General features: G+C 37.8%; 20 protein-coding genes and 1 rRNA gene. 18 read left to right on the plus strand and 3 right to left on the minus strand.

The genetic code is table 11. The features are described 5' to 3' along the window. The 4 genes from rrf to prfB all read left to right on the plus strand — a co-directional run. Window positions 1–92: ribosomal RNA gene (gene rrf / locus ACIQXJ_RS00005) — 5S ribosomal RNA — on the plus strand; the annotation flags it as partial. A 520-nt stretch (window positions 93–612) separates the two neighbouring features. After that, window positions 613–3126, plus strand: coding sequence for a preprotein translocase subunit SecA (gene secA, locus ACIQXJ_RS00010; RefSeq protein WP_403048364.1), 2514 nt, complete (start codon window positions 613–615; stop codon window positions 3124–3126). Between the two features lie 361 nt (window positions 3127–3487). Further along, on the plus strand, window positions 3488–4045 hold the full coding sequence (locus tag ACIQXJ_RS00015; protein WP_403048365.1) for a competence protein ComK: 558 nt from the start codon (window positions 3488–3490) through the stop codon (window positions 4043–4045). A 496-nt stretch (window positions 4046–4541) separates the two neighbouring features. Then, window positions 4542–5646 (plus strand): peptide chain release factor 2 gene (gene prfB / locus ACIQXJ_RS00020; RefSeq protein ID WP_403048367.1). Its coding sequence is split into 2 segments (ribosomal slippage): window positions 4542–4616 and window positions 4618–5646, totalling 1104 coding nucleotides; the frame shifts between segments, so codons are not numbered across the junction. A gap of 313 nt (window positions 5647–5959) precedes the next feature. Here prfB and ACIQXJ_RS00025 read toward each other — a convergent pair. Further along, entirely contained in the window at window positions 5960–6469 is a 510-nt protein-coding gene (locus ACIQXJ_RS00025; RefSeq protein ID WP_403048369.1) for a competence protein ComK, read from the minus strand. 228 nt (window positions 6470–6697) lie between these two features. On the opposite strand from ACIQXJ_RS00025, the gene ACIQXJ_RS00030 reads away from it, so the two are divergent. The 12 genes from ACIQXJ_RS00030 to ACIQXJ_RS00085 all read left to right on the plus strand — a co-directional run bounded on the left by ACIQXJ_RS00030 (window position 6698) and on the right by ACIQXJ_RS00085 (window position 21670). Then, entirely contained in the window at window positions 6698–6940 is a 243-nt protein-coding gene (locus ACIQXJ_RS00030; RefSeq protein WP_403054783.1) for an IDEAL domain-containing protein, read from the plus strand. 347 nt (window positions 6941–7287) lie between these two features. Beyond that, window positions 7288–9267, plus strand: coding sequence for an excinuclease ABC subunit UvrB (gene uvrB / locus ACIQXJ_RS00035; RefSeq protein ID WP_401009851.1), 1980 nt, complete (start codon window positions 7288–7290; stop codon window positions 9265–9267). A gap of 7 nt (window positions 9268–9274) precedes the next feature. Further along, the gene (gene uvrA / locus ACIQXJ_RS00040) at window positions 9275–12139 is read left to right on the plus strand and encodes an excinuclease ABC subunit UvrA (protein ID WP_403048372.1); all 2865 of its coding nucleotides are present in this window, start codon (window positions 9275–9277) and stop codon (window positions 12137–12139) included. A 278-nt stretch (window positions 12140–12417) separates the two neighbouring features. Continuing rightward, entirely contained in the window at window positions 12418–13611 is a 1194-nt protein-coding gene (locus ACIQXJ_RS00045) for a DUF4097 family beta strand repeat-containing protein (RefSeq protein ID WP_403048374.1), read from the plus strand. 281 nt (window positions 13612–13892) lie between these two features. Further along, window positions 13893–14579: a cell division ATP-binding protein FtsE gene (gene ftsE, locus ACIQXJ_RS00050; protein WP_340826319.1), complete on the plus strand. Its 687-nt coding sequence runs from the start codon at window positions 13893–13895 to the stop codon at window positions 14577–14579. Further along, window positions 14569–15453, plus strand: a complete 885-nt coding sequence (gene ftsX, locus ACIQXJ_RS00055) for a permease-like cell division protein FtsX (protein WP_403048376.1) — start codon at window positions 14569–14571, stop codon at window positions 15451–15453. Before ftsE ends, ftsX begins: the two co-directional genes overlap by 11 nt. 265 nt (window positions 15454–15718) lie before the next feature. Beyond that, entirely contained in the window at window positions 15719–17017 is a 1299-nt protein-coding gene (locus tag ACIQXJ_RS00060; RefSeq protein ID WP_340826316.1) for a murein hydrolase activator EnvC family protein, read from the plus strand. 269 nt (window positions 17018–17286) lie between these two features. Then, window positions 17287–17907 (plus strand): hypothetical protein, encoded by a 621-nt coding sequence (locus ACIQXJ_RS00065; RefSeq protein WP_403048378.1) that lies wholly within the window; start codon window positions 17287–17289, stop codon window positions 17905–17907. Beyond that, window positions 17904–18491: a peroxiredoxin family protein gene (locus ACIQXJ_RS00070; protein ID WP_403048380.1), complete on the plus strand. Its 588-nt coding sequence runs from the start codon at window positions 17904–17906 to the stop codon at window positions 18489–18491. Before ACIQXJ_RS00065 ends, ACIQXJ_RS00070 begins: the two co-directional genes overlap by 4 nt. A 206-nt stretch (window positions 18492–18697) precedes the next feature. Next, window positions 18698–20140 carry a S41 family peptidase gene (locus tag ACIQXJ_RS00075; RefSeq protein ID WP_401009837.1) on the plus strand — a complete coding sequence of 481 codons (1443 nt, stop codon included), beginning with the start codon at window positions 18698–18700 and terminating at the stop codon, window positions 20138–20140. 100 nt (window positions 20141–20240) lie between these two features. Next, entirely contained in the window at window positions 20241–21446 is a 1206-nt protein-coding gene (locus tag ACIQXJ_RS00080; protein WP_403048382.1) for a PDZ domain-containing protein, read from the plus strand. After that, window positions 21446–21670 carry a CsbA family protein gene (locus ACIQXJ_RS00085; RefSeq protein ID WP_340826541.1) on the plus strand — a complete coding sequence of 75 codons (225 nt, stop codon included), beginning with the start codon at window positions 21446–21448 and terminating at the stop codon, window positions 21668–21670. The genes ACIQXJ_RS00080 and ACIQXJ_RS00085 overlap by 1 nt, the downstream gene beginning before the upstream one ends. A gap of 184 nt (window positions 21671–21854) precedes the next feature. Here the strand turns inward: ACIQXJ_RS00085 and ACIQXJ_RS00090 are convergent, their stop codons facing one another. Together ACIQXJ_RS00090 and ACIQXJ_RS00095 are read right to left on the minus strand one after the other, a co-directional pair. Further along, window positions 21855–22181 (minus strand): AzlD domain-containing protein, encoded by a 327-nt coding sequence (locus ACIQXJ_RS00090; RefSeq protein ID WP_403048384.1) that lies wholly within the window; start codon window positions 22179–22181, stop codon window positions 21855–21857. Next, window positions 22178–22909 (minus strand): AzlC family ABC transporter permease, encoded by a 732-nt coding sequence (locus tag ACIQXJ_RS00095; RefSeq protein ID WP_401009831.1) that lies wholly within the window; start codon window positions 22907–22909, stop codon window positions 22178–22180. Before ACIQXJ_RS00095 ends, ACIQXJ_RS00090 begins: the two co-directional genes overlap by 4 nt. Window positions 22910–23034: 125 nt before the next feature. Here ACIQXJ_RS00095 and ACIQXJ_RS00100 point away from each other — a divergent pair, with 125 nt between their 5' ends. Together ACIQXJ_RS00100 and ACIQXJ_RS00105 are read left to right on the plus strand one after the other, a co-directional pair. Then, a complete protein-coding gene (locus ACIQXJ_RS00100) occupies window positions 23035–23586 on the plus strand; it encodes a helix-turn-helix domain-containing protein (protein ID WP_401009829.1) in 552 nt (183 codons plus the stop codon). Window positions 23587–23597: 11 nt separating this feature from the next. Further along, window positions 23598–24221: a TVP38/TMEM64 family protein gene (locus ACIQXJ_RS00105; RefSeq protein WP_340826308.1), complete on the plus strand. Its 624-nt coding sequence runs from the start codon at window positions 23598–23600 to the stop codon at window positions 24219–24221. Window positions 24222–24381 lie beyond the last annotated feature (160 nt).

A 24381-nucleotide genomic window follows, 5' to 3' on the forward strand; every position in this document is an offset into this window, starting at 1 on the left:
ACACCCGTTCCCATACCGAACACGGAAGTTAAGCTCTTTAGCGCCGATGGTAGTTGGGGGCTTCCCCCTGTGAGAGTAGGACGTCGCTAGGCACAAAAAGTAAGTCGAGGGTTTAATCCTCGGCTTTTTTAAATTTTTTAAACAGCAGGATTGCTAGTATTTCATGTTATTAATAGCGTAAGGGTTCCTGATGAGGATAATTTTGAATGGTTTAGGTAATCGTTTTGAACCTAACGTGAGATAGATTGATAAAAGTTATAGAATTCATCAAGAGTATTAAAAATCTGTAGCACCAATATTTATCCTGTTTAACTGTCACGTAATTCTCTTTAATCTTGACATGGATGGGGACATGCAGATTTTTGCTTCGGGGTCTGGAACATAATTAATCTTGAAAGTTTATCATTGGAAAATGTTCATTAATAGAAACAACTAAATTATTTTCCTTATTCATTCGTAATATCCTTTTATTACACATTAAAGGTATAAAAAGGTCGTAAAATGAACTTATTTTGCGATGTTTCGTTCCTTACTATAGGACACTGTTTGCATGAAACTGTTACACAATGGTAAAATGGAATTTGAGACTCGTATAGGAAGTGAAAAATATTCATGGCAAACCTATTAAATAAATTATTTGATTTCAATAAACGTGAGTTAAAAAAATTAGAAAAAATCGCTGACCAAGTTGAGGGATTCGCTTCTCAAATGGAACAGCTTTCAGATGAGCAACTACAAGCGAAGACAGAAGAATTTAAAAAACGTTATGCAGATGGCGAAAAATTAGATTCAATTCGTGCTGAAGCTTTTGCAGTTAGTCGTGAGGCGTCGAAACGTGTATTAGGAATGTATCCTTTCCGCGTGCAAATTATGGGTGCTGCTTCCCTTGATGAAGGTAACATTTCAGAGATGAAAACCGGTGAAGGTAAAACGTTAACAGCTACGATGGCAGTATATTTAAATGCTATTACTGGTAAAGGCGTACACGTTGTAACGGTCAATGAATATTTGGCAAGTCGTGACGCTGCTGAGATGGGAGAGCTGTATAATTTCTTAGGCCTTTCAGTTGGTTTAAACTTAAACAGCCTGTCTAAAGAAGAGAAGCGTGCGGCATATGATGCAGATATTACGTATAGTACAAACAATGAGTTAGGATTTGACTATTTACGTGACAATATGGTGCTTTATAAAGAAGAGCGTGTTCAGCGTCCGCTTCACTATGCTGTAATCGATGAGGTTGACTCAATTTTAATTGATGAGGCGCGTACGCCATTAATTATCTCGGGTCAGGCTGGGAAATCAGCGCAGTTGTACAAGCAGTCTAATGCCTTTGTACGCATGTTAAGTGCCGATACAGATTACACATATGAAGAATCAACAAAAGGCGTTACATTAACGGATGCAGGTGTAGAAAAAGCCGAAAAAGCATTCGGAATCGACAACTTGTTCGATTTAACACATGTTCGTTTAAATCATGCCATTAACCAATCGTTAAAGGCACATGTAAGTATGCATAATGATGTTGACTACGTTGTTCAAGAGGGCGAAATTGTCATCGTTGACGGCTTTACAGGTCGTTTAATGAAGGGACGTCGTTATTCTGATGGTCTCCATCAAGCAATTGAAGCTAAAGAGGGCGTTGAGATTCAAAACGAATCAATGACGATGGCAACAATTACATTCCAAAACTATTTCCGTATGTACCAAAAGCTTGCGGGTATGACAGGTACAGCGAAAACAGAAGAAGAAGAGTTCCGTAATATTTACAATATGAGCGTTATTGCCATTCCAACGAATAAGCCAATTGCACGTGATGACCGCCCAGATTTAATTTTTGCTTCTATGGAAGGAAAATATAAAGCAGTAGCGGCTGATATTGCTGAACGTCATAAGGCTGGTCAACCAGTACTTGTTGGTACAGTAGCGATTGAAACGTCTGAAATTATTTCACAGTTACTTGATAAACATAAAATTCCTCATAATGTACTGAACGCGAAAAACCATGAGCGTGAAGCAGAAATTATCGCGAATGCCGGTTCAAAAGGTGCAGTGACGATTGCAACAAATATGGCTGGTCGTGGTACCGACATTAAACCTGGTGAAGGTGTATTAGAAATTGGTGGTTTAGCGGTAATTGGTACGGAGCGTCATGAATCCCGTCGTATTGATAATCAGCTACGCGGTCGTTCAGGACGTCAGGGGAATCCAGGGGTTACGCAATTCTACCTGTCGCTTGAAGATGAATTAATGCGTCGATTTGGTTCTGACAATATGAAGTCTATGATGATGCGTCTAGGAATGGATGATTCTCAACCATTACAATCGAAAGTAGTATCAAGAGCGGTAGAATCAGCGCAAAAACGTGTTGAAGGGAATAACTTTGATGCACGTAAACGGTTATTACAATATGATGATGTTTTACGTCAGCAACGTGAGATTATTTACAAAGAGCGTTACGACGTTTTAGAAACGGAAAATATGCGTGAGCTTGTAGAGTCGATGATTCAGGAAACAATCGATAATATTGTCGGTCTTTACACACAAGATGATCAGCCGAAAGATTGGAACTTAAAAGCGATTGAAGACTTTGTCGCAGCTAACCTACTAGAAGAGGGCACATTAAAAGTAGCGGACTTCCAAGGTAAATCTGTGGAAGAAATTAATTCGACTATTTCCGATGCTGTACACCAACGCTATGATGAAAAAGAAGAAGAGCTTACACCAGAGCGTATGCGTGAGTTTGAGAAGGTTATTTTATTACGTTCAATTGATACGAAGTGGATTGATCATATTGACGCAATGGATCAATTACGTCAAGGAATCCATTTACGTGCATATGGTCAAAATGATCCTCTACGTGAATATCAACAAGAAGGTTTTGCGATGTTTGAGGATATGGTCGCTTCAATTCGTGAGGATGTAGCGAAATATGCGATGAAAGCAGAAATCCGCAGTAACTTAGAACGTGAAGAGGTTGCAAAAGGTCAGGCTGTGAATCCGAAAGAAGATGGCTCGCCTGCACCGAAGAAACAACCTGTACGTAAGGCTGAAAATATTGGACGTAATGATTTATGTCCATGCGGTAGTGGAAAGAAATTTAAAAACTGTCACGGTGCAGGTCAATAAAATACGTAAAAGATCAATTCAACGGGAAGTTGAGTTGATCTTTTTTTGCTTAAAAGGAAATGGCCTAAAATCTGAATTAATAGACAATAGATAAACAAAAGTATACAATAATTGTAACAATAGGTATTTAGTTCAATGAAAGTAATGAGTATAGCAAATTATTTAAATAAATAGTAAGACACTTTCATATGAATTTACTTTCTTTGACAAAAGGGGAGGTGAATTTATGCGTTAGTCGGACCAAATTCTCGAGTAATGTAGTTTTAGCAGACGTGCTCGAGGAAGTACATAGGTATACCAATAAACATGTACATTCCTTTTTAATTCACATGATAAATATGATTTAAAGGAGGAGTAATCATTGCATTATAATTGTGAAGACATTATGAGTAGTGAAACAATGTTGTATATGCCTGAGTATGATGCCTTTGGAAATTTATGTACAAGAGTAATTGAAAGGGACTATCAATATATATCCAAATTATCCCCTACGAGACTAATGGATTTTAATCTCCGCTATTTTGGTTCGAGCTTACGAGGGGCCTTTGATGGCTCAAAGATGATTTTAGGTAAGCTCAATAAAAATCCCATTGTTGTCCATGAACGGTTTAATATTTTGTGGTTTCCAAGTAAGTCACCGTTACATCCAGAGTGTATTTGGTTTGCTGTCCATCATATAGACGATTATATTGCTGTTGGTAAAAAGCAAACGAAGGTTGTGTTTATGAACGGTCAAGAAATTATTGTGGATGTTAGTCCGAAAGCATTTGAATATCGTATTCAGCGGGCTTTTTTATTAAAATACAAGCTTGAAAGACGCACGAAGCATTTACTTGTGCAGTTTGATCGTGTCAAAGTATTTCAACGAATGGCGATTCGTTCTAAGGTAGAAGATGAAACAAAAAAGGATGAATGCTAGGAAACCGTAGCTATTCCATGAAACGGTTAGTATTACTGTTATTCTCGATTGTAACGAAATATCCAATGAGTGCGAGTACTTTTAAGATTTTATAGCTTTTTTGAAATACAATGAATAAATACAGAGGGGTGTAGGCTTTGATGATTTATTATGAAACGATTTGTATTTGCTGTAAAAAACAATTTAAGCTTTTAGAAGGTACTAGGAAATATCAGCTTTATAAAGTGAATCGTAATAGACGGTTGACATGCGAGCATTGTGACCAAAAAATTCACGCTGAAGCCCGTAAAAGCTTACTCGGAAAACTTAATTAGGGAATAATATATCTTTGAACATAAAAAATAGTAGTGTAAGCTAAGCGCTTTGTACTACTATTTTTTATGTATCATGGATAGGGCATATTGAAAAAAGTATGTTTTCCGCTTTAAAAACGCTATAATAGAATAATACGGATTTTACTTGTACTATCCATTAAATATGTTCGGAGGATTTAGCAATGATTGAATTAGCAGATGTACGTAACGCGTTAGATACTACAGCCAAAAAATTGGCGGACTTTAGGAGGTCTCTTTGACTTAGAAAACAAAGAGGCACGTATACAAGAATTAGATGAAATGATGCTAGAGCCAGGCTTCTGGGACGATCAACAAGGAGCACAGGTAGTCATTAATGAAGGTAATGGCTTGAAGGCAATTGTTAATGAATATAAAGAGCTAGTAGATACACATGAAAACTTAGATATGACACTAGAGTTATTACGTGAAGAGCCTGATGAAGAATTACAGGAGGAGCTAGGCAATGAGCTGGCAGAGTTCCAACAAAAAATGGGCGATTTTGAGTTGCAATTACTATTGAGTGGTCCATATGATCATAACAATGCAATTTTAGAGCTGCATCCTGGTGCTGGTGGTACAGAGTCTCAAGATTGGGGTTCTATGTTACTTCGTATGTACACTCGTTGGGCTGAAAAACGTGGCTTTAAAGTGGAAACAGTCGATTATCTTCCAGGTGATGAAGCGGGTATTAAATCTGTAACATTATCTATTAAAGGTCATAATGCTTACGGTTACTTACAGGCTGAAAAGGGTGTTCACCGTTTAGTACGTATTTCACCGTTCGACTCTTCTGGTCGTCGTCATACATCATTCGTTTCATGTGATGTCATGCCTGAATTTGATGACAACATTGAAGTAGACATTCGTACAGAGGATTTGAAAATTGATACGTACCGTGCAACAGGCGCAGGTGGTCAGCATATTAATACAACGGATTCAGCTGTTCGTATTACGCATATTCCAACTGGTACTGTCGTTCAATGTCAGGCAGAGCGTTCACAAATTAAAAACCGCGAAAAAGCAATGACGATGTTAAAAGGGAAACTATATCAATTAGAAATTGATAAGCAACAAGCACAACTTGATGAAATTCGTGGTGAGCAAAAGGAAATTGGCTGGGGCTCTCAAATACGCTCATACGTATTCCATCCATACTCTATGGTTAAGGATCACCGTACAAGTGAAGAAACAGGGAATGTAGGTGCAGTAATGGACGGAGATTTAGATCCATTTATCAATGCATATTTACGTTCTAAAATTGGATAATTAATGAAAACCTCAGAGGCGCTACGCTTCTGAGGTTTTGTCATTTAAAGTGCCAGTCACTCAAACAATTCTGAATTCTTATGATACCTAGTAGGTTACCCAAGTAAAAATCCACGTAGACTCCTGCGGGAACGCACAGAGCGTAAGACGCAACAAACCGCGGGTAAGCGAGGGTTGCGGCTTACGTGTGTGCCTGCGGAAAGCGAAGTGGATTTTTACGCTTTAGGATGAGTCACATGAATAGAGCATTCTTTAGGACAGCTCCTACTAACCCTAACAATTAGGATTATTAATACTCAAGTGAACCTTCTCCTTAAAAGGGTGGATGGTACGGAGCATCGTGGCTAAGTTGTTTACGCTCACCCATATAATGTTTATAAAGCATTGAAGCATTAACAAATTGTTTACTAATCGAAGCATATTTAATAGGCAGCTCAATTTCCATATCATTTTTCAATGTGATAATACATCCTTCACTACTCGGCGAAATATTTGAAATAGCATGGAGCCCTATCCAAATATTGTGTATAGAGTTTGGCGAATAGGTCGGTAAAAAAATGCAAGGAAAGCCATAATCATATGCGACGACTATAGGGAGCTTATGTTGATTACCAAAAAAACGTTTTGCAGAATGTTTTGCAGCTTCATAAGTCGTGCCTAAAGAGATGCAAGATTTGCGTAAAACATGCAAAGGTTTGCGTGTCACAATAAGCTCATTATGCTTGTCGATTACTCGAGTAAAAACTTTAGATTCATGCTGAATCGGTAGTAATAAATAAGTATTGAAAGACATTAAATAACCATTCACATAATTTGATGACATATGTAAAAGCCTCCTTTTGATAGTGATTATTTGTAGTGTAAATGACAAAAATGCATTCTGAAAATATAGATATAAACTTAAAATATATAGATAATTGATGCTTTTTCCTAAGGGGTTTGCTCGAAATTACGCTATAATTCTAATAAATAATAGATGATTTTTATTTGTTTAGCGTTGCATTTTAATCTAAATTTTCTTATAATTTAGAAAAGGATCGAGGTGAGATCGTTGGATAAATATTATTCGTACACAGATTTTCTAAAAGCCGTAGGTCAGTCAAAAAAAGTTGATGAGGCAGAGAAATTATTGAACGAGATTTATTTAGATTTATTTTTAAATCATATCCAGCGTATGCATCGTGAAGAACAGCTAATGGTTCTGATAGATAGAACACTCGACAAACGAGATAAAAAAGCTTTTCACTTATACGCAACTGAACTAGAGGCTTTACACAAAGTAGCAAGTGAATAATATGATAAGACCGCTCTCCAATAACAGGAGAGCGGATTTTTTTGTCTGTCACCAAATAGACGTTATCAGCACTATTATGTTTAATGAAAAAATGTAAAATCTTTTATTTTTCTAGAATTCTATGATTAAAGAAAGGGTATATATCTAATCATGGGTATAAAGGATAGAAGTTTATTGTTACTGAAAGCGTGTCATATCTATGAGAAGCTTCAAATGCTACATCAACAATACGGGTACCGAAATTGAAATTGAAGAAAAAACAAACATTCGTTCGTTAAATGTTCGATATTTTAATACTGCTATGCTAAAATAAATGTACAAATTGGTAGGAAAGGACGGGGACATGCGTGCAAACATTTGATTTACAGGCGCCTTATCAGCCTAATGGTGATCAGCCACAGGCGATTGCAGAATTAGTGGAGGGTGTACGTGAAGGGAAACGACATCAAACATTACTTGGTGCAACAGGGACGGGCAAAACTTTTACGATTTCCAATGTCATTCAGCAAGTAAAAAAACCAACACTGATTATGGCCCACAATAAAACACTTGCGGGTCAATTATATAGTGAGTTCAAAGAGTTCTTCCCAAATAATGCGGTTGAATACTTTGTAAGTTATTATGATTACTTTCAGCCGGAAGCGTATGTTCCGCAAACAGATACGTATATCGAAAAAGATTCAAGCATTAATGATGAGATTGATAAACTCCGTCACTCAGCCACTTCTGCTCTTTTCGAACGTGATGATGTCATTATTATTGCGTCCGTGTCCTGTATATATGGTTTAGGTTCTCCGGAAGAATATCGAGAATTAGTTGTATCAATTCGCACAGGGATGGAAATTGAGCGCAATCAATTACTTCGAAAATTAGTCGACGTGCAATATGAACGCAATGATATTAGTTTTACTCGTGGGACGTTCCGTGTGCGAGGAGACGTTGTGGAAATTTTCCCAGCATCTCGTGATGAACATTGCGTCCGTGTCGAATTTTTCGGAGATGAGATTGACCGAATTCGAGAGGTAGATGCTTTAACGGGAGAAATATTGGCAGATCGAGACCATGTAGCAATTTTCCCAGCATCCCACTTCGTTACTCGTGAAGAAAAAATGCTTAAAGCAATTGATAATATTGAACAAGAATTAGAACAACGCCTTGAGCTATTGCGAGCGGAAGATAAGCTATTGGAGGCACAGCGATTAGAGCAGCGTACACGTTATGATTTAGAAATGATGCGTGAAATGGGCTTTTGCTCAGGTATTGAAAACTATTCACGCCATTTAACATTACGTGAAGCTGGTGCAACTCCGTATACGTTACTTGATTACTTCCCAGAGGATTTTCTTCTAGTTGTCGACGAAAGCCATGTGACATTACCACAAGTAAGAGGTATGTATAATGGGGACCAAGCGCGAAAAGGGGTACTAGTAGAGCATGGTTTCCGTTTACCATCAGCACTAGACAATCGTCCATTGCGTTTTGAGGAATTCGAACGACATATTCATCAAGCAATTTATGTATCAGCAACGCCTGGTCCATATGAAATTGAACATACTCCTGAAATGGTAGAACAAATTATACGTCCAACAGGATTACTAGATCCGTTAATTGATGTTCGTCCAATTGAAGGACAAATTGATGATTTAATTGATGAAATTCATGGTCGTATTGCGCAAAATGAGCGTGTACTCGTAACAACATTGACGAAAAAAATGTCGGAAGATTTATCTGCATATTTGAAGGAAATGGGCTTAAAAGTGGAATACTTACATTCAGAGATTAAGACATTAGAACGTATTGAGATTATTCGCGAACTTCGTAAAGGTACATATGATGTACTTATCGGCATTAACTTATTGCGTGAAGGCTTAGATATTCCTGAAGTATCACTAGTAGCGATTTTAGATGCAGATAAGGAAGGCTTTTTACGTTCAGAGCGTTCTCTTATTCAAACAATTGGCCGTGCGGCACGTAATGCGAATGGGCATGTCATTATGTACGCGGATAATATGACAGATTCTATGAAAAAGGCAATTGAGGAAACAAAACGCCGCCGTACTATTCAAATGGCTTACAACGAAGAACATGGTATTACACCGAAAACGATTGTCAAAAAGATTCCGGATGTTATTCGTGCAACACAGGTGGCAGAGGAAGAGGAGTCTTATGTAACAAAGGCTACGAAAGGTAAAAAATTGACGAAGGCAGAAAGAGAGAAATTACTTGCTACTCTTGAAGTTGAGATGAAGGAAGCGGCTAAAGCACTTGACTTCGAACGTGCAGCTGAGCTTCGCGATACAATATTTGAATTGAAAGCAGAAGGGTGATTGGCTTGTGAAAAATACAGAAATTGTCGTGCAAGGCGCACGAGCACATAATTTAAAAAATATAAATGTCACAATTCCACGTGATCAATTAGTCGTGTTAACAGGTTTATCTGGGTCTGGGAAGTCGTCATTAGCGTTTGATACGATTTACGCTGAGGGGCAACGTCGCTATGTCGAATCATTATCGGCATATGCGCGCCAATTTCTTGGCCAAATGGATAAACCGGATGTAGATGCAATAGAGGGGCTATCGCCTGCCATTTCAATAGATCAAAAAACGACGAGCCGAAATCCGCGCTCAACAGTCGGAACAGTAACCGAAATCTATGATTATTTGCGTTTACTATTTGCTCGTATTGGCAAGCCCATTTGTCCAAATCACGGTATTGAGATTACGTCTCAAACGATTGAGCAAATGGTGGATCGTCTGCTCGTCTATCCGGAACGTACGAAAATGCAATTATTTGCACCGATGATTTCAGGGCGTAAAGGGACACATGTAAAATTACTTGAGGATTTGAAAAAGCAAGGCTTTGTCCGTGTACGAATTGATGGAGAATTACGCGATTTAGATGATGCTATTGATCTTGATAAAAATAAAAAACATTCAATAGAAGTTGTTGTCGATCGTGTCGTTGTAAAAGAAGGAATTGCAGCTCGTCTTAGTGATTCGTTAGAAACAGCCCTTCGATTGGCAGAAGGACGTGTTCTTGTCGATGTAATGGAGCATGAAGAATTATTATTTAGCGAACATCATGCATGTCCAATATGTGGATTTTCAATCGGAGAGTTAGAGCCTCGTATGTTTTCTTTTAACAGTCCATTTGGAGCGTGCACAAGTTGTGACGGTTTAGGAACGACACAAGAGGTTGATCTTGAGCTTATCGTGCCAGATTGGGATCGTTCATTATTAGAGCATGCTATTGCACCGTGGGAGCCTACTAGCTCTCAATATTATCCACAGCTATTAAAGGCTGTATGCGACCACTACGATATTCCAATGGATGTACCTGTCAAAGATTTACCTAAAGAAAAGATGGATAAGGTTTTATTTGGCTCAGGTAAAGATAAAATTCACTTCCATTATGAAAATGAATTTGGCAATGTACGTGACCAGATGATTGAATTCGAAGGTGTCGTTCGTAATGTAGAACGCCGTTTTAAGGAAACAACTTCCGATTATGTACGAGAACAAATGGAGAAATATATGGCTCAGCAAGCTTGCCCATCTTGTAAAGGCTACCGACTAAAGCCCGAAACATTAGCTGTGAAAATTGCAGATCAGCATATTGGACAAGTAACAGAGTATTCGATTCAGGATGCAGATACGTTTTTCAAAGAGCTCGATTTATCTGAAAAAGATATGCAAATTGCGAAACTCGTCTTGCGTGAAATTGAAGAACGCCTCGGCTTCTTAGTCAATGTAGGGTTAGATTATTTAACATTAAATCGTGCTGCGGGAACACTTTCAGGCGGAGAGGCTCAGCGTATCCGTCTGGCAACACAAATTGGCTCTCGCTTAACGGGTGTGCTCTATATTTTGGATGAGCCATCTATCGGCCTACATCAGCGAGATAATGACCGTCTCATTAGTACGCTACAAAATATGCGTGATATTGGAAATACGCTAATTGTAGTCGAGCATGATGAAGATACAATGCTAGCAGCGGATTATCTTATTGATGTTGGACCAGGTGCTGGTGTACATGGTGGACAAATTGTTGCGGCAGGTACGCCACAGGAAGTAATGGATAATCCTAAGTCGTTAACAGGACAATATTTAAGCGGCAAGAAATTCATACCACTACCAATTGAACGTCGTAAACCAGATGGTCGTAAACTATCTATTTTAGGTGCAAAGGAAAATAACCTACAAAACGTCAAAGTAGATGTACCATTAGGTCTATTTGTAGCGGTGACAGGTGTTTCTGGCTCAGGTAAATCAACACTCATTAATGAAATTTTATATAAATCTTTAGCGCAAAAGCTCAACCGTTCAAAGGTGAAGCCAGGTGCACATAAAGAAGTAACTGGATTGGATGAGTTAGAAAAAGTTATTGATATTGACCAATCACCAATCGGGAGAACGCCGCGCTCAAATCCCGCAACGTATACAGGGGTATTTGATGATATTCGCGATGTTTTTGCAACAACAAATGAGGCCAAAGTACGCGGCTATAAAAAAGGTCGGTTTAGCTTTAATGTTAAAGGTGGTCGCTGTGAAGCTTGTCGTGGCGACGGTATTATTAAAATTGAAATGCATTTCTTGCCAGATGTTTATGTGCCATGTGAAGTTTGTCATGGTAAACGTTATAACAGAGAAACACTTGAAGTGAAATATAAAGATAAAAGTATTGCCGATATTTTAGATATGACAATTGAAAATGCTGTAGTGTTCTTCGAAAACATTCCTAAAATTCAACGTAAATTACAAACAATTGTTGATGTAGGGTTAGGTTATATGAAATTAGGACAACCTGCGACTACCCTATCAGGTGGTGAGGCACAGCGAGTTAAATTGGCTTCTGAATTACATCGCCGCTCAACAGGTAAGTCATTCTACATTTTAGATGAGCCAACAACTGGCTTACATGCAGATGATATTGCACGCTTACTGATTGTGTTGCAACGCCTTGTTGAAAATGGTGACTCAGTACTTGTCATTGAGCATAATTTGGATGTTATTAAAACAGCGGATTACATTATTGACTTGGGCCCAGAGGGTGGCGACAAAGGTGGTACAATTGTTGCTACAGGTACGCCAGAAGAAGTAGTGGAAGTAACTGGATCATATACAGGGAAATATTTAAAACCGATATTAACACGTGATAGAATGCGAATGGAAGCTGCTTTGGTAGAAGCATCTAAATAATTTTTCACAAAATATTTTATTATAAAAATCTGCTCTTTTCCGAGGGTAAGACTTAAGACCTCGCATGCTCGTTACCTTTTGTAGCATCAAGCATAAGGCTTTTCCCCCCTCAGGAATCTTGCAGATTTTTTATTTTCTCATATCAAAAATACACCTAATAACGACAATGCAGTAATTCATAATCTGTGATAGTTAATGCTTTTTCATTTTTTCAGTGAAACTTTTCACATAGGGATACGTATAAATAGATATAACAATCTGTGGGAGGCTATATGATTATGCAAAATGAACGTCAACGAATTTTAGAACTTGTGGAAAAAGGTACAATTTCAGCGCAAGAGGCGATTACATTATTAGAAGCATTAGAGCAACCTAGCAAGTCCACTCAAAGTAGTAATAGCGATGTGTCGAATATGGGTCAGCAATCCTCAACAGAGCAAGAGTCTATCTTTAAAGATCCAGTGTTTAAAGAAGAACAAAAGAAAAAAGATGCAGACTTCACTAAACATTTCCAGGATGAAATGCATGATTTTCGTAAAGATTTATCGCAAATCGGTTCAATCTTTATGGATATGATGAATACGGCAGTTAAAAAAGTAAAAGAATTTGATGTTTCTTCGCCATTTGGAGATAAATTTGAATTTACACATACAGAAGAACTAGCAGCAGAGAATGTAGAAAATGTCATTGTTGAATTACCGAATGGCAATTTTTCATTAGAAACGTGTGAGGGCGATAACTTCCAAATCATTTGTAAAGTAAAGGCACCTCTACTTAATGATAACGAGGAAGAAACACGTAGCCACTTCTTGGAACAATTTGTTGTTAAGAGCGAGGAAGGCTCACTTAGAATTTTAAGTCAGCTAAAGCTTGTACAGGTGAATGTACAATTGCTTGTGCCAAAGGAAAAGTTAGATAAATTGTCAGTCCGTTTAATGAACGGCAGTGTTGCTTTGCAAGATATCGAGCTAGATCAATTAAAACTTAAAACACTTAATGGTGCGATTAAGGGCTCTAAACTAGTATTTACGAAAGCAGAAGTGGATTCATCGAATGGCTCGATCGAACTAACTGATGTACGTGGTAAAGATTTAGAAGCGGAAACATTGAATGGTCGTGTTTATTTAGATGGGGCTTTAGATGAAGTAGAAGCAAAATCTATAAATGGACATGTTGTTGTGACAACATGCTCTAGTAATTCATCAAAAATTAAAGCACATACAGTTGCCGGAGCTGTAGAAATATATGTACCACGAACAATGTCTTTAAGCGGCAAAATTGTAACTAACTTTGGTAAAGTGGATGTAGGTATTCAAGATACATCGAAAATTGAAACACAGGATCAATTCTTAACTAAAGTAGTTCGTTTTGATAAAGAAGTGGAAAATGCGAATCGCTTATTTATCGAAGGGGAGTCGAAAACAGGGGCAGTTTTAATTCGTTATACAACTACTGACGAGCAACAAATGTAAAATAATATAGAGCATTCAGGCTAGGCAACTAAATAGCTTGAATGCTCTTTTTATATTCAATATTTGCAAATAAGAAACAGGAATCACTATAACCTTCCATCGATTCCTGTTTTTATTTGTTGTCATTTGGTGGTTTTTTAAATAATATTCCAAAAAACATTAAATAAATAGAATATAATGCCAACGAATGAAATAAAACTGTAATAAAAAAACATAGATTGAGTGATATAATAGAAAAAGAATACATCTTACATATAAGAGGTTTAGGTGGTTTAAAAAACATGATAGAAATGAAAAATGTGACAAAGAAGTATCCGAATGGTGTAGTTGCGACAAATGGCATTTCGGTTAATATAAAACAAGGTGAATTTGTCTATGTTGTTGGTCCAAGTGGTGCAGGTAAATCGACATTTATCAAATTAATGTACCGTGAGGAAAAAGCAACTTCAGGTGAAATTACTGTTAATGGAATTAATTTAGGTGATTTAAAAAATAAAAAAGTACCTTTCTTGCGCCGTCAGCTCGGTGTAGTTTTCCAAGATTTCAAATTACTTCCAAGATTAAATGTCTATGAAAACGTAGCATTTGCATTAGAGGTAATTGAAGAGGAGCCAGTTGAAATCCGACGTCGAGTTATGGAAGTTTTAGATCTTGTCGGATTAAAGCATAAGGCAAGAATGTTCCCGAATGAACTTTCTGGTGGAGAACAGCAACGTGTTTCTATTGCGCGTTCTATTGTGAATGTACCTAAAGTAGTAATTGCCGATGAGCCAACAGGGAATCTAGACCCTGAGACATCTTGGGAGATTATGAATTTATTTGAAGAAATTAATGCACGGGGAACGACAATTGTAATGGCAACTCACAACCGCGAAATTGTGAATACCATTCGTCGTCGAGTTATAGCGATTGAAGGCGGTATGATTGTCCGTGATGAGCACGGAGGTGACTACGGCTATGAAATTTAATACAGTAAAACGACACTTTCGAGAGAGTATAAAATCACTTGGTCGTAATAGCTGGATGACAATTGCTTCTGTCAGCGCGGTTACAGTGACTTTGATATTAGTAGGTGTATTCTCGCTAATTATGATGAACTTAAATAAAGTAGCATCAGATTTAGAGAACGATGTTGAAATAAAAGTGTTAATCGATGAAACAGCAGATGAAGCTGCTGAAAAAGCATTACTAGCAAAAATAGAAAAATTGCCTGATGTTGCGGAATTTACTTATTCCACAAAAGAAGACGAATTGACCAAGTTAGTGAAAGATTTTGGGGATGACTTTAAGCTTTTTGAGCAAAGTAACCCGTTACGAAATGTTATTTATGTAAAGGCAACAGATCCACAGCAAACGGCCACGGTTGCAAAGACAATTAATAAGTATGAATATACATACGATGTGAAGTACGGTGAAGGTAAGGTAGAAAAACTTTTCAACTTCTTAAATATTAGTCGTAATGTAGGTCTTGTGCTGATTTTAGGGTTATTATTCACAGCTATTTTCTTAATCTCTAATACGATTCGTATTACGATAATCGCACGTCGCGATGAAATCGAAATTATGAAACTAGTAGGTGCAACAAATTCGTTTGTGCGTATTCCATTTCTTTTAGAAGGTATGTGGCTGGGGATATTAGGTTCTATCATCCCGATTGCGGTTATCGCAACACTTTATCACAATGTATATAGAATTATTGCACCTCGTTTACAAGGTGAGCTCGTTCAGCTTCTTGACTTCTCACCACTTGTCTATCAAGTAAGTGGTCTACTACTGCTTATTGGTGTGCTCATTGGTATTTGGGGAAGCTTCATGTCTGTACGTAAATTTTTAAAAGTTTAACTTGCTTCAGCAGAAGTACTTAGATATAAGTGGGGGATATACTGGACTCTATGCAGATTCCACCCCCCTGAATCAAGTTAAAGTTCACGGTGATTGTCACAGAGTTTATGAGGAGCCTTTTGAACAGGCTCGAATAAAACTTAATCGCAAAAATGCCGAGGCGTAATTAATATTTAGTCAGAGATGTAGCGCAATAAAAAAGCCGTTTATGACGGCGTACATAGTCAGAAAAATGGAATTAAATAGACGAAGGGGAGTTCAATAAATGAAAAGTAAGGCAAAAAACACGATTAAAGCATTTGCAGCAACAACGGCACTACTTCTTATTATCCAAACTCCAACAGCGTATGCAACTAGTTTAACGGATTTAAAAGAAGAGAAAAAACAAGTAGAAACAAAGAAAAATCAATTAAATTCTTCTATTAGCAATAAAGAAAATGCTATTAGTGCAAATGAAGAAAAGCAACAAAAATTACTAGATCAAATTCAAGCGTTGAACGCTGAAATCGAAACTACAAATAGTAGTATTAAAAATGTATTGGCAGAAATTCAATCTACAAATGCAGAGATAAAAGAATTAGAAGGTACAATTGAAGAGCTTCTTCGCAAAATTGAAGAGCGTGATTTATTATTACAAGATCGTGCACGTGCAATTCAAGCTGGGGGCTCAGTTAGCTATCTAGATGTGCTACTAGGTTCTAATAGCTTCGTAGATTTCATCGACCGCTTCTCCGCTGTAAATGCATTACTTGAAGCGGATCGTCAAATTATTCGCGATCAAAAACAGGACAAGCAAACATTAGAAGAGCAAAAGCAAGTACTAGAAAGCAAACGTCAAAAGCTTGAAGAGCAGAAAGCAAAGCTAGAGCGTCTAAAAGCATCATTAGATGGACAGAAAAAAGAGAAAAATACTTTAGTTGAGCAGTTAGAAAAGGAACAAGCAAAACTAAAGTCAGAAAAAGTATTACTTGAAAAAGAATATTCAGAGGCGCTTGAAATTAGTGCTGAATTACAGCAGCAAATCATTTCAGAGCAAAATCGATTAGCAGAAGTAGCTCGTCAACAAGAGGCAAAACGTAAAGCAGCAGCCGCTGCTGCAGCTGCAGCGGGGAACTCAGGCTCTGGTGGCTCTACAGTGAATGCTCCAGCTTCGGATGGAACATGGATTAAACCAACAAATGGTCGTTTAACATCACCATATGGCTGGCGTAATCTTGGTGCTGGTCCTGAATTCCATTATGGAGTTGACCTTGCCAATAAAACAGGTACGCCGATTTGGGCAGCAGCTGACGGTGTCGTATCTTATGCCGCACCACTTAGCTCTTACGGAAATGTGGTTATTTTAACACACTCTATTGATGGAAAAATTTATACAACCGTTTATGCACATTTAAGTGCATTTAATGTGAGTGTGGGTGACGAAGTAAGCCAAGGGCAGCAAATTGCAGCAATGGGCAGTACAGGTCGCTCAACAGGACCACACTTACACTTTGAAGTGCACATCGGCTCTTGGCAAGGACAAGCAGTTGGTAGTGTGAATCCACTAAAATATATTCCATTGTAAATATTTAATGAAGAGAGTCGTCTCATATTGAGACGGCTCTTTTTTGCGTGTAAGTGACAAAATGAAAAGGAGATTTTTCCTGTTATAGCGTGCATTCGAAAGAAATGTTTATTATTATATACGATGTGGGGTATTTTAAAGTGAAGTGTTCAAAAATGAGTATTCCGTGAAAACTTTAAAAAATTTTTGAAAACAGTGTGAAATGGAAGTTTTCATAAAAGTAGCTATGCTATGCTAAAATTATCTATATCTGTGGAGGATTTGTTAAGGTGATTAATACTGAGTGGTTTTCAATTCGTGCATTAACTTTACCAGCAACGGCGGTCGCATTATTAGCAGCATTTATCATCGTATGGATTGTCTTACGAATACAATTCCTGAAAATATGGTCAGGGGTATACGGCGATGCAATCTTTACTTTTATACTTGTTTGGAAATTTAGCGTCATTATTACGGACTTTCAATCTGTCCTCTCACAACCATTAACGCTTCTTTACTTTAATGGCGGAACTGTCGGAGTCTTATTAGGAACAGTTGCCTTAATATTTCAATTGTGGTGGAAGCGACAACAACTACAATTCGATTCTGAAGGCGTAACTGCAAGTGGCTGGGCAATCATTTTAACGCAATCCATTTATCAATGGTTCGTGGTATTATTGAATGACAATTCGCTCCAAAGTGAACTCATCACTTTGGTAGTGCTAAGCGTACTAACGATCATCATATTATGGAAAGTAACAGAAACAACTCTAGCGTTATTAGTGTATACAGCTGGGTATGTAATCGTTGCTGTTTTACAGCCAAATGGCTTCTGGCAACCGGCTGTTGGAGTAAGCTTCCTATTACTTATGTTAGGTATAGGAATTCAACGAATGGGAGGAAAAGAATGAAAAAAAATATTGGGTTACTTATAGTGGTGTTGTTAATAGCTGCGATGATTGGTACATATGTTAAACAGCAAATCGATAAAGAGCGCGAAATTGAAACGGCCTCACTTGGTAAAGAAGTAAAGGAACGGACAATTGGGTTGAAAAAAGGAGATACGCCGCCAGATTTCACGTTAACTAATTTAGATGGTGAAAAAGTGACGTTAAGTGAGTTACGCGGAAAAAAAGTAGTATTAAATTTTTGGGCAACATGGTGTCCACCATGTAAGGCTGAAATGCCACATATGCAAAATTATTACGATCAATATGCAAAAGTGGACAATGTTGAAATTTTAGCTGTTAATTTAACGTCAGCTGAGCGAGACGTAACAGCTGATGCAAAAATTGATTCAGTCATGACATTTAGAGATGGCTTTGAACTTACATTCCCAATTTTACTTGATCCAGAAAATGCTGCTGGTTCAGATTATCAGGTCATTACAATTCCAACAACGTATTTCATTGATTCAACAGGGGCAATTCAGCAAGCGATAGAAGGCCCAATGAATGTCGAAATGTTAAAAAACACTGTTGAAGCATTAGATTAATTTACTTTATAAAGAGCTAAACTCAAAACCACTGTGCCCGTAGAAAGCATGGTGGTTTTTTAGTGCCAGGCACCCAAACAATTCTGAATTGTGCCAGGCACCCAAACAATTTTGTATAGCCCGTGAGCTTATTTAGAATTCCAAAACATTATTTTGTATGTTTGAAAATAAAAATTCATACAGTAAAGAGACAGAGGAGGGAAGGTTTGCGCAAAATTACGGCAGGAGTCGGGGTACTTGTCAGCAGTTTATTGATAGGTAGTGGATTTTACTTTGACTGGTTTGATGGAGCAGAGAAAAAAGTGCAAGTCGCAGAAGTTGATTCGATTAACGAAGCTTTACAACTAATCGAAAAGAAATCTGTATATAGCACTAAAAAAGAAGAATTAGTAGAAGGTGCTTTACGCGGTATGGCAGATGCAATTAAGGACCCGTATAGTACCTATTACACGAAGGAAGAGGCTGAGCAACATCGACAAATGCTAGCAGAAGAAAGAGTTGGCATCGGTATTGAACTGACAGAAAACAATGGGAAGTTTATTGTTGTATCGCCTGTTCGTTCGTCACCAGCAGAAAAGGCTGGAATGCGCTCTCTCGATGAAATTGTACAAGTTGATGGCGTAAAAGTAGATGGGAAAACAATGAGTGAACTAATGCATTTGATTCAAGGTGACAAAGGCACAAAGATTACAATTGTTGTTTATCGTCCAAGTGAGGATAAGCATATTAAAATGACGATGGAACGTGCTGCAATCTCCAATAAAACCGTAACGAGTGAGGTAGTGAAGGTTGAGGATACTTCGATAGGATATATAGAAATCTCGTTATTTGGTGAGAAGACAGCAAATGAGTGGGTTGCAGAAACAAGTAAGCTACTACGCAAAGATGTAGAAGGGCTCGTTGTTGACGTTCGTGATAATCCTGGAGGCTATTTACATAGCGTCGCAGCGCTACTAAGTACAATTTTAGAAAATGGTAAAGTATTTGCCTATATGCAAAATGCAGAGGGGGCTATGGAACCGTTAAAAACTGAATCGAAAGGCTTTGATGAAAAATATTTAGCTACGATGAATAAAATTCCGATTGTCATTATTCAAAATGGTGGTAGTGCATCGGCTAGTGAAGTACTTAGTGGCGCATTAAAAGGCTGGAATCGTGCTTCCCTTGTCGGCGTTAAAAGTTTTGGTAAGGGCACAGTACAGGAATCATGGTCTCTTGCAAATGGGGGAGAACTGAAGCTATCGACAAATAAGTGGCTTACGCCAAAACGTGAATGGATCCACGGGAAGGGCATTGAAGCTAGTTTAGTTATTGAACAAAATGAGTTATTTGCGTTCCAATTGCATCCATTAACAGGGCAATTCAAAGAAGGCAATATGAGCGAAGAAATCGCGTATACACAAAAAGCATTGCAAAAGCTTGGTTATCAAATTGACCGATTAGATGGGTATTTAGATGAGACAACTCAAGAGGCAGTAAAGCTTTATCGTAAGCAGAAAGAATTACCGCCAGCAGAAAATGATGTATATGTAGATTCTACATTCTTCAATAGTTTAAATGGAACGTTAAAGGCTTATAAAGAAGATCGTCAAAATGACTTGCAATTCCAAATGGCTACAAGCTTCCTGTTACACAATATTGAGCAATAAATATTATAAATCTAGTAAAAATGATGGGAAATAAAAAGCTTTCTACCAGTTACTACTACGCAAGACAGTGGTCGTTTGATACAATGAATGCATAGTATTCATGACAGAAACGGCGGGTGTTCGTATGGTTAGTAACATTTTAATAGAAATTGTAACAGCGATTGGCCGCTTTTTACTTAATCCAGTAGTTTATATTGCGATAGTGGTTGCTATCTTATTAGGGTATAGACGTGTAAAGCAAGAGCGAAGATTTTTTAACAGACGTATTATTTGGGGTTGGACAGAGCTGATAGGACAATGGAAGCATGGATGGCCTTATGCATTAGTCATTTCACTAATAAGTCTAGGTTTCGGGCTCACTGTACCCAAACCATTTTTACTAATTCTAATGGCTATATCTTTACTAGGTCTCTTGTTATTTTTCATCAATGTATTGTCACCAATTTACACAATGGCAATCGCGACTCTTGCATTATGGGCGATGTACCAGTATAACTGGTCGTTCTCCTGGTGGAAGCTTTCGTTGGAAGGTGTCGATTTATTAGCAGGGGCTGTTGTTACAATGACGATAATAACAGGGCTATGTGTGATAGTAGAAGGCATACTTATTCGCCGTACTGCTAAACAAGTTATAACACCTGCTATCGAAAATACGAAGCGTGGCATGCAGGCTATCGTCTATCGAACAAGGAATGTCTGGGTGTTACCTATTTTCTTTATTATTCCAGGCAATATTATCCCATCATCACTGCCATATTGGCCGCAGTTTACATTGGGAGATAATCACTTTGCATTCGTTTTATTCCCTGTAGTTATCGGATTTTCAAAGCTGTTAAGGAAAGAATTACCTGTTGTTCAGTTGCCGAAAATAGGGCGTTCAGTCATATTGTTAGGACAGCTTATTTTAATAGGTGGACTTGCATCATTTTTGGCACCGATTATTGGTTATATAACATTAGCAGTAGGGGCATTAATTCGGATCATGATTTCAATTTATTATGCTTTGCAAGATAAAACGGAATCGTATGCGGTTGCGCCAAGTTCAAAGGGAGCTATTATTGCTGCTGTGCTTCCTGATTCGCCAGCAGAAAAAATGGGCTTACTTGCAGGGGAATGTATTCGTAAAGTAAACGGACACACGATCACTACAGAAGCTGAATTATATGAAGCTTTACAATTAAATGCTGCACACTGTCGTTTAGAGGTGCTAGATCGTAATAACGAAATTCGCCTTACGCAGCATGTAATTTACAGCAATGACCATTATCGAATTGGGTTATTGTTGGCGGAGCCGAGGGAACTATGATAGATCTATATGGGAAAATGATGCTAGCATTATTTTTCCCAGCATTACTCGTGTTATTGTTTACGCGTATTACGTATAACCGTTATGTGGCGTTAGGTTTAGCTATAGCACTTATTGCCGCATCAGTATACGCAGGTTATACTTCCCCACCTATTATTTTTGTCGTTGATGCTTTTTCGTTAACTTTTGGTTTTTGGTTGGCGAGCAAAATGCAAAAAAAATAAGGAGGGCTGTCATTAAAGACTTCCTAACTCCTTCAGTAATAAATAAAAATCCGCGTCGCATTTGCGTGCACTGTGTAAGACGAACTCATCCTTATATGGATTAATTCGTCTTACACCTCGTGCTACTATCGCAAGCGTCTAAGCGGATTTTTTTATAGTGAAAAAGCAAACGTAAAATACTTTTTTACATAAAGAATCTTACAGCAGCCATTATTATAACGCCTGCCACAACTGTAATCGATAAGCTTTTAGTGACTAGTGCAATGATTAGTGTAGGCACAAAAGTTATAAAGACAGGCCAATCCAGTGTAACGAAACTTTTGTTTTCAGTATCCAATAAATTTTCGATCACAAGAGCACTAAGAATACAAACTGGGATAAAGCTAAGCCATTTTAACACAACATCTGGCAGTGTCACACTGCGCACAAACATAAATGGAATAATACGGGGTAACCAAGTCACTAAGGCGCAACCGATAATCAGCCACACCATAGAAGCTGTTGTCGTCATTTATCTGTCACCACCCCAATCGTTGCTACAATAACAGTTGCAAGTAGCACTGCTAAATGCGAAGGAACGAGATAAGATAAGCCATACATAATGACAACCATATAGCCAATTAACATAAGGTAATGCATGATTTTATTTTTTCCGACGCTACTAAGCTGTAGCACTAGTAAAGCAACAAACATGGCGATTAATGCAAAGTCTAATCCCCACTTTTCGGGATTTGCCACCCATTGTCCTAAAAAAGCACCTGCGACACAAGATAAAATCCAAAATGCGTACGCTGTTATATTCAGTCCATCCATCCATTTGCCATGTAGTTTTCCATTTTGCATTTGTTTGGTTACGGCTACACCAAATGTTTCGTCTGTTAATAATGTCCCGAACCCGACATTTCGTAGCATAGAATAGCGCGTAAAATGAGGTGCCAATGTTAAACTCATTAATAAATGACGTAGATTTACGACAAAAATGGTTACAATGATAGCAGAGGCAGGACTACTCGTTAGCAATAGTGCGCAAAAAATAAATTGAGCAGAGCCTGCGTAAACGAGTATTGTAAGTAATGCAATTTCAACTACAGATAGTCCAGAAGCGGAACCTACAACACCGAATGCCAGTCCTATACTTATATAACCGAGTAAAGTAGGTACACAATCTTTAATTCCTTGTAAAAAGCTATCTTCTGTAGCGGTTGTTGATTCATTATGAAGATCTGTTGTGCTTGTCATAAATAGGTCATCCTTTCGAAAAAATTTCCATGTATACTTATAATGGAATAGTTTGAACATTCACATATGTTTATTAAAGTATACATATGTCCGATAAAATAAACAATAGGAAATGGTGAGTCAAGATGGAACAAATGAGTCGAAATTTAGCATTCCAATTAAAAAAAATACGACAGCAGCGTAGTTTAAGCTTAGATGATGTGGCAAAAGCAACAGGCGTAAGTAAAGCACAGCTTGCGCAAATTGAAAAAGGTGAAGCGAATCCAACTGTTTCAACAATTTGGAAAATAGCTGCAGGACTTCGAATATCATTTTCATCCCTTTTACAGCCACCGATAGCCCATTTTATGAAGTTTAGCAGTAAAAATGCGCCACATGTCGATGAAGACGATGGGCGTTATCGAGTCTATTCAATTATTCCTTATGATCCTGAACGTGGCTGGGAATTTTATAAAGTAGAAATGGAGCCAGGGGCGACAAGTAGGAGTGAAGCCCATACAGAAGGGGTAGAAGAAACTGTAACTGTTATTCATGGACAAGCTATTATTTCTGCTGGCGTAATGCATGAAACTTTAACTGAAGGAGAAACATTGGTATTTTCTGGACATCAAGCACACGAATATCAAAACGCTTCAGAAGAACTTACGATCTTACATGTAATTTTGCAATATAAGTAGAGGTGGCAATAGTGAATGAATGGTTTACTGTAGAAAATATCGAGCATGTTGCGGCACAATACCGAACACTAGGCCCAATAATAGGTGTTGTATTACCTTTCTTAGAGGCTTTTTTTCCTTTTTTACCGCTAGTTGTGTTCGTTGTCGCAAATGCGAGTGCGTTTGGATTATGGATTGGATTTTTATTATCTTGGTTGGGTTCAGTAGCTGGCTCATATGCAGTTTTTTTGCTTGTTCGACATTTCGGAAAGCATCCGAAGCTGCGTTTTGTAACGCGAGGGAAAAAGGTACAGAAGCTTATCAAATGGGTTGATATGAACGGAATTAGCCCGTTGTTTGTATTACTGTGCTTTCCATTTACTCCTTCAGTGATTGTCAATATCGTTGCGGGACTTTCTCATATTCATAAAAAATATTATTTAACGGTGCTATTAGCAGGAAAATTCGTAATGATTTTAGGGATGAGTGTTCTTGGCTATGATTTAAAATCGCTGTTAACAAGTCCGATACGACTGATTATTGCTGGTGTAGCCATTGTCTTGTTATGGTGGATTGGCAAGCTAATAGAGAAGCGATTGAATGCTCGAGTGGAAAGAGATTTGAAACGTGTGCGAAAAATGACGAAAAATGAATAATCTTCTAGGCTGAATCTGCACATGCAGTCCCTTGTATCATGTAAAATGGTAGGAGGGTCTTTTTTATTTCATTTAGCAGTAGTTTAACTATTGGAGAATTATAGTGAAACAATTACAATAAATTTTTTATAATAGATTTGATTTTTTACGAATAGGGGGA

Origin of the sequence: Lysinibacillus sp. NPDC097868 (genome assembly GCF_044761135.1) — a bacterium.
Classification (GTDB): domain Bacteria; phylum Bacillota; class Bacilli; order Bacillales_A; family Planococcaceae; genus Lysinibacillus.

What these genes read in the sequence shown, in the direction of transcription:
- secA (WP_403048364.1), top strand. Translation starts at nt 613, where the DNA reads ATGGCAAACCTATTAAATAAATTATTTGATTTCAATAAACGTGAGTTA.
- ACIQXJ_RS00025 (WP_403048369.1), bottom strand. Translation starts at nt 6,469, where the DNA reads ATGTCATCAAATTATGTGAATGGTTATTTAATGTCTTTCAATACTTAT.
- ACIQXJ_RS00045 (WP_403048374.1), top strand. Translation starts at nt 12,418, where the DNA reads ATGCAAAATGAACGTCAACGAATTTTAGAACTTGTGGAAAAAGGTACA.
- ftsE (WP_340826319.1), top strand. Translation starts at nt 13,893, where the DNA reads ATGATAGAAATGAAAAATGTGACAAAGAAGTATCCGAATGGTGTAGTT.
- ftsX (WP_403048376.1), top strand. Translation starts at nt 14,569, where the DNA reads ATGAAATTTAATACAGTAAAACGACACTTTCGAGAGAGTATAAAATCA.
- ACIQXJ_RS00060 (WP_340826316.1), top strand. Translation starts at nt 15,719, where the DNA reads ATGAAAAGTAAGGCAAAAAACACGATTAAAGCATTTGCAGCAACAACG.
- ACIQXJ_RS00070 (WP_403048380.1), top strand. Translation starts at nt 17,904, where the DNA reads ATGAAAAAAAATATTGGGTTACTTATAGTGGTGTTGTTAATAGCTGCG.
- ACIQXJ_RS00080 (WP_403048382.1), top strand. Translation starts at nt 20,241, where the DNA reads ATGACAGAAACGGCGGGTGTTCGTATGGTTAGTAACATTTTAATAGAA.
- ACIQXJ_RS00090 (WP_403048384.1), bottom strand. Translation starts at nt 22,181, where the DNA reads ATGACGACAACAGCTTCTATGGTGTGGCTGATTATCGGTTGCGCCTTA.
- ACIQXJ_RS00095 (WP_401009831.1), bottom strand. Translation starts at nt 22,909, where the DNA reads ATGACAAGCACAACAGATCTTCATAATGAATCAACAACCGCTACAGAA.
- ACIQXJ_RS00100 (WP_401009829.1), top strand. Translation starts at nt 23,035, where the DNA reads ATGGAACAAATGAGTCGAAATTTAGCATTCCAATTAAAAAAAATACGA.